Source organism: Massilia sp. CCM 8734 (assembly GCF_011682155.1).
Lineage (GTDB): Bacteria > Pseudomonadota > Gammaproteobacteria > Burkholderiales > Burkholderiaceae_D > Telluria_A > Telluria_A rubra.
Genome location: NZ_WHJI01000094.1, coordinates 1 through 6,074, shown reverse-complemented (window position 1 = coordinate 6,074; position 6,074 = coordinate 1). Strand labels below are relative to the sequence as shown.

General features: G+C 61.9%; 6 protein-coding genes and 1 pseudogene. All 7 read left to right on the top strand.

Features of this window, described 5'->3' with window-relative positions:
* Positions 1 to 461 (top strand): annotated as a pseudogene (locus tag F2P46_RS35360) (hypothetical protein); the annotation flags it as partial.
* A gap of 453 nt (positions 462 to 914) precedes the next feature.
* Positions 915 to 3,167 carry a hypothetical protein gene (locus F2P46_RS35355; RefSeq protein ID WP_166899145.1) on the top strand — a complete coding sequence of 751 codons (2,253 nt, stop codon included), beginning with the start codon at positions 915 to 917 and terminating at the stop codon, positions 3,165 to 3,167.
* Positions 3,164 to 3,412, top strand: a complete 249-nt coding sequence (locus F2P46_RS35350; protein WP_054264770.1) for a hypothetical protein — start codon at positions 3,164 to 3,166, stop codon at positions 3,410 to 3,412. The genes F2P46_RS35355 and F2P46_RS35350 overlap by 4 nt, the downstream gene beginning before the upstream one ends.
* A gap of 74 nt (positions 3,413 to 3,486) precedes the next feature.
* Positions 3,487 to 4,323 carry a hypothetical protein gene (locus F2P46_RS35345; RefSeq protein WP_166899143.1) on the top strand — a complete coding sequence of 279 codons (837 nt, stop codon included), beginning with the start codon at positions 3,487 to 3,489 and terminating at the stop codon, positions 4,321 to 4,323.
* Between the two features lie 117 nt (positions 4,324 to 4,440).
* Positions 4,441 to 5,442 (top strand): N4-gp56 family major capsid protein, encoded by a 1,002-nt coding sequence (locus F2P46_RS35340; RefSeq protein WP_166899142.1) that lies wholly within the window; start codon positions 4,441 to 4,443, stop codon positions 5,440 to 5,442.
* A 73-nt stretch (positions 5,443 to 5,515) separates the two neighbouring features.
* The gene (locus tag F2P46_RS35335) at positions 5,516 to 5,869 is read left to right on the top strand and encodes a hypothetical protein (RefSeq protein ID WP_166899140.1); all 354 of its coding nucleotides are present in this window, start codon (positions 5,516 to 5,518) and stop codon (positions 5,867 to 5,869) included.
* Positions 5,870 to 5,878: 9 nt separating this feature from the next.
* Positions 5,879 to 6,074 (top strand): hypothetical protein (locus tag F2P46_RS35330; protein ID WP_208296915.1); only part of this gene is annotated, 196 nt, incomplete at its 3' end.

Below are 6,074 nucleotides of genomic sequence, written 5' to 3'. Positions count from 1 at the left end.
GCATCCTTGCCGGCTACTACCGCGACATGCAGCCCGATGCCATCTTCGTGGACAAGATCGGCATCGGATCGGGCATCGTGGACCGGCTCAAGGAGCTAGGCGTGCCCGTCATCGGCGTGAACTCTGCTGCGAGGGCCGACGACCCGGAGCTGTACGCCAACAAGCGTGCCGAGATCTGGTATCGATTCAAAGAGTGGATCGAGGACGGGCCCAACCGCTTGCCGAACGATGTCGCCATGATCGCGGATATTTCCGCCCCGAGTTACAAGACATCCTCGAACGGTGCGCGCCTCATTGAGGCCAAGGATGACATGAAGAAGCGGCAGATGCGCTCACCAGACGGCGCCGATGCCATTGCCATGACTTTTGCAGAAGCGGTCGTGCCGCGTGCGCTACGCGGCGACTCGGGCCATCGAAGTGTGCATCCGCAACAGCGAGCAGCATCGCGTGCAGGATATTGAAAGATCAATATTACAATGCTTGTAGGACCAGTGATAAAATTCCACGTCGCTGCGTTAGGCTTCAGGCGTCGCCTGGTGACGCTCTACTCCCATGGAACGATAAATGACAACAAATCGACGCACAGATGACTCCACAAGCGCGGTAATTACCGAAGCATTTCGGTTGCAGCGCAATTTAGGATTTGAACCGGCGTTTTTAATGCTGCGCGCGCGTGGGGTCGATCCTCAGTTAGCCCGGGATTTACTTGACATGCGTTCGGAACGCCGGCTAGAAGTTAGCGCTATTGGTCCCGGGAAACCTAATCCCTAATCCGAGTTTATGTTTTAACCATTTTTTGTTGTTCCTCTATGCCTGCTATCGCCACTTTGAGGCACTAGGACAGGGTATACAAAAATGCATAAAACTGTACATGCCGGCCCGCAAATATGCGGGCTTTTTTTATGGGCACGCTAATGACTGATGTAGTAGATACCGCGCATGACGAATATGTGCGGGCAGCGACCGAGGGCATGGCCCGCGACGACAACGCCGCTTACGTGGCGCTCGACACGCTCGGCGTCACGCTTCTGGCCGAATTCGCCCAGGCCGTGCTCGACCGGCGCGAAACCGAACAGCGTTGGCTCATGGATCTGCGCCAGTATCGCGGGCTCTACGATCCGGACGTGGAAGCGAAATTCGGAAAGAATCGCTCCAGGGCTTTTGTCCGCCTGACGCGCGTGAAGGTAAAAACCGCTAACGCCCGCGTCGCCGATCTGCTGTTCCCGACCACGTCCGACCGCAACTGGACGGCCGAGCCTACCGCCGTCCCATCCGTCGACCGCGATACCAGGCGCAAGCTGATCAGCCAGATGGTGGCGAAGACGGGGGCGGTGCCGACGCGCCGCGAACTGGACGCCGCGGTCGCCAAGCTGGTCAAGATGGCGGCCGACAAGATGACCAGCATCATGGATGACCAGCTGGCCGAGGCCCAGTACAAGAGCACGGCCAGGGACGTGCTCCACAGCGGCCACCTGTACGGCACTGGCGTGCTCAAGGCTCCGCTGGTCGAGCGCAAGACCCGTCAGAAGTTTGTGCGGGTCAATGGAAACTGGGTGATGAAGACCGAGTCGTACATCGTGCCCTTCGTCGCCTACGTACCCCTGTGGCGTTTTTACCCGGACATGTCAGCCACAAAGCTGTCGGATTGCGGCTATGTCTTCGAGCAGCACATCATGACGCGCGGCGCGCTCGCGGCGCTGGCGAAGCGCAAAGCATTCAATGGCGCCAAGATCCGCGCCTATATCCTGGCCAACCCTAAGGGGGCGCAAACCTCGCGTGCGTACGACAACGAGATCCGGCAGATCGGCGAGCGCCAGTCAGCAAAACTCAATCACGACGGCAACTACGAAGTAGTGGAGCGTTGGGGTTGGATCGGCGGCGAGCTGCTGTCGCAGGCCGGCGTGGTCGTTCCCCAGGACCGCATGCACGAGACGTTTTTCTCGAACGTATGGATGCTCCCGGACGGGGATGTGATCAAGATCACCCTGCAGCCGATCAACGGCGTCACCTACCCGTACCACTTGTATTACGCCGACAAGGACGAAACGAGCATCTTCGGCGACGGCTTCGCCTCGATCATGCGCGACGACCAGACCACCGTGAACGCGGCCACGCGCATGGTACTCGACAACGCGGCGCTGTCGGCCGGGCCACAGATCGAGGTGAACATGAATCTGCTGTCGCCAGCGGAGGACGCGGACGACATGTACCCGTTCAAGATCTGGAAGCGCGCCGGGCAGGACGCCAGCCAGCCCGCAATCAGGGTATTGAACGTGCCGAACGGGCTGGAAGAACTGCTGCCCATTGTCGAAATGTTCAAAAAGAATGCCGATGACGTCACCGCCATCCCGCGCTACATGCAGGGGGAGAATGCCACCCAGGGCGCCGCCGGCACCGCATCGGGCATGTCCATGCTGATGGCGAATGCCTCCATCGTGATGAAAGACCTGATCACGAACTACGACGAGGGCGTGACCAGGCCGTTTATTAGCGACCTGTACAAGTGGAACATGCAGTTCAATCCGGACAACAGCTGCAAGGGCGACTTCGACATCAAGGCGCGCGGCACGGCGTCGCTGATGGCGAAGGAAGTGCGCGCGCAGCAGCTGGACAACTTCGCCGCCACCCTCACACCAGAGGACGCCCCCTACATCAAGCGCGAAGAACTGCTGCGGCAGCGCGCCGAAGCGCATGACCTGTCGAGCATCATCAAGACCGAGGACGAGGTCGAGGCCGAGCGCAACAACGACGCCGCCCAGGCCGCAGCCGCGCAGCAGCAGCAAATGCAGGAGCTGCAAATGAAGGTAGCCATGCTTGGGGCCGAGAAGATAACGCAAGAAGTTGCCAAGCTCGCGGCCGAGGTCACGCGCATCAACGCGATCGCCACCAAAACCAACGTGGACGCGGCGTATGCGGGCATGCAGGCCGCCGGTGTGGCGACGGAGCGCCCGGAGATTGCGCCTGCAGGGGACGCCATCTTGAAATCGGCCGGCTGGGTCGATTCCACTCCCGGCCAGCCTACTCCGGCTGGATCGGCGCCACCCGGCGCCGCTCAGCCGGCCATTCCCGATCCGCAGCAGCTGGCCGCGCAGCGTGATCCGCGCGGCGGCCAGGTCGGCGCCAATGTCGGCGAGCATGCCGGCATCGAGACGGCGGCAATCGAATGATGCGCTCCCAGGAACAGCTGCGGGCGGCGATCGCCAGCGAATCGGCCGCGTTGCTCGAATTTCGCGCCATGCCGGAAACAAGGATCTTGCTGGACTTGCTCGATGCGCTGGCGGAAGGGTGTTATGCCGATCTTGCCACCGTCACGGCCGATCAGCTTGCATTCAAGCAAGGTGCGCTGGCCCAGCTCAACGCCTTGCGCGACATGATCCGCACCGGCAGCGCGCACCGATCAGCCAGGGTGTAATCCCCACCGCAGTCCCCCCACCCGCCCCGAGCGGGTTTTTTTCGCCCGATTCAGCTATCCCACAGGAGAACCACATGCCAACCACCCAAAAGCAACAGACACAAGACGCGGCCGATTTCGCTGCGGAGTTCGATGCGGCCGACGCTGAACCGACGGCGCAGAGCGAGGACGAAGCGTTCGGCCTCGCCGATGTAGCTGGCCCCGGTGCCGGCGTTGGGGCCGAGGACCCCGCCGATGCCTCAGCTGCACCCCCCGCTGCAAGCCCCGCCGCCGTACAGCCATCCGGTGACGAAGCGCACCTCAAGGAATGGGAAGCGCAGCTGCAGGCCAAGGAGGCCGAGCTGGCGGCCAAGGAAGCGACGCTCGAAACGTCCAGCGTGGGCGAGAGCCAGGAAAGCGAAGGCGCCACCGACCCGGCCGCCGACGCCGTCGGCGCCGCTGACAGTGACGATCCTGAAAAAGCCTTGGCGGACGACTTCGGACCCGAATTCGTGGACCTGATGAAGCGTCTCATTGCCAAGGTTTGCGCCGACAAGGTGGGCGAAGGGCTGGGAACACTGTCGAGCACGGTTGACGAAGTCATCCAGCACTTGCAGGGCGAGCGCAACGCCAACCACTTCAAGGCCATCGCGGCTGCGCATGAAGATTTTACCGATGTCGTTGAATCGTCCGAGTTCAGCGCCTGGAAGGACGGCCAGGAGCCAGCCGAGCAGGCGCGCCTGTCGCAGGTCATCGACGCCGGCAGTACGCAGGAAGTCATCGACATGCTCACGGATTTCAAGGCATCGAAGGGCGCCGGCGTGGACGACAGCGAAATCGATGGCGCCGAGGGCGTGCGGTCGAGCGGCCTGGCTCTGCCCAACGAACCGTCCGGCGATGACGACTTCGCGGCGGCCTGGAACGAACACTAAAAAGGTGGTCCGTGCCAGTGCGGATCTCACTGGCGAACGCTGCTGTTAGCGCCCCAACAGATCCACGCATCTCTGCGGCTCCCGCCGCTATCGATTCCCCTTCATTAGGAAAACTCCATGGGCAATACCACCTACGGCGATATCTCGCCGCGTACCGCCGCGTACGCGAACAAGCAACTGCTCAAACGCGCCATCCCTTACCTGTGCCTCGAAAAATTCGGCCAGGCCAAGACCCTGCCCGCCAATTCGTCCAAGACCATTGTCTTTCGTCGCTATTCGGCGCTGGACACCACTCCGTCGGCGCTGGTCGAAGGCGTCACGCCCGGCTCGCAGACCATGGCGTCCACCGATGTGCCGTGCATGCTGACCCAGTACGGCTCGATGATCACTATCACGGACATCATCGAAGACACCCATGAGGACAACGTCCTGAATGAAGCGATCGACCTGTTGGGCGAGCAGGCCGCGCAAATGATCGAGCGCATGCGCTACGGCGTGCTGCGGGCCGGCACCAATGTGGTGTACGCCAATGGCGCCACGCGAGCGGCAGTGACCGCCCCGATCTCGCTGGCGGTCCAACGCAAGATTGTCAAGGCCCTGAAACGCCAGAACGCCGAGCCGATCACCAAGGTGGTCAAGTCGACGGCGGCATTCGGCACCGAGCCGGTTGCGAAAAGCTACATCGGCCTGATCCACCCCGACATGGAGTCGGACGTGCGCAACATGCTGGGCGCAGACGGCAAGTCATGCTTCGTGCCGATCGAGAAGTACGGTTCGATGACGCCGTACGAAAACGAGATCGGCAAGGTCGAGGACGTGCGCTACCTGTCCTCGACCATCTTCGTCCCGTTCATCGACGCCGGCGGCGACAAGGGGCTGATGACCTCAACCACTGGCGTCAAAGCCGACGTCTACCCGGCCCTGTACATCGCCACCAATGCCTACGCCGTGGTCGCGCTCAAGGGCATGTTCGCGCTTACGCCGATGGTGGTCAACGCCAAGCCGAGCGACTCGGACCCGCTGGCGCAGCGCGGGCGCGTGGCGTGGAAGGCAATGCAGGGCGCCGTGATCCTCAACGACCAGTGGATGGTGCGCGGCGAGTTCGCCGTCACCGCATAACGCCCGGCCAACCCCGTAAAACGCCCGCTTCGGTGGGCGTTTTGCATTTTCCCTCACATTCAGGAGCATCACCATGGCAGCAAAAGACACTACCAGCGTTACCACCATCGACGACGTCCCCAAGCCCGTCGAGATCAAGAAGGGCCTCGACATCGCCGTCGTGGACCACGGCGACAACCTGACGGGCGAGAAGGTCCAGATCACGATCGCCAACGGCGCCGGGGAGCTGGGCCGCCAGGCTGTTTTCCTGAGCATCAATGGCCACGGCTTCAACGTGCCGCGCGGTGTCCCGTGCGACGTGCCTATCGAAGTGGCGGCCATCCTGGAAAACGCCACGATGACCGAATACGAGGCGGGCGCCAACGGAGCCACCATCGAGCGCGAAGTGCAGCGCTTTAGCTACAGCATTAAGTACCTGCGCAAATAAGCGGTCGCCATGGCGAACCTCTCCGACTTCTTTTCGCAGGTGCTGCCCTACGTGACCGGTTGTTCGTATCCGCTCGCAGAACAGCATATCCGCGATATCTGCATCGACTTTTGCATCCACGCGCCTGTCGCGCAGCTGATGACCGATCCGCTCGACGTGATTAGTGGCGAGCGGCAATACGACATCGAAACCCCATCCGGCACCG

What these genes read in the sequence shown, in the direction of transcription:
- F2P46_RS35350 (WP_054264770.1), top strand. Translation starts at nt 3,164, where the DNA reads ATGATGCGCTCCCAGGAACAGCTGCGGGCGGCGATCGCCAGCGAATCG.
- F2P46_RS35355 (WP_166899145.1), top strand. Translation starts at nt 915, where the DNA reads ATGACTGATGTAGTAGATACCGCGCATGACGAATATGTGCGGGCAGCG.
- F2P46_RS35335 (WP_166899140.1), top strand. Translation starts at nt 5,516, where the DNA reads ATGGCAGCAAAAGACACTACCAGCGTTACCACCATCGACGACGTCCCC.
- F2P46_RS35340 (WP_166899142.1), top strand. Translation starts at nt 4,441, where the DNA reads ATGGGCAATACCACCTACGGCGATATCTCGCCGCGTACCGCCGCGTAC.
- F2P46_RS35345 (WP_166899143.1), top strand. Translation starts at nt 3,487, where the DNA reads ATGCCAACCACCCAAAAGCAACAGACACAAGACGCGGCCGATTTCGCT.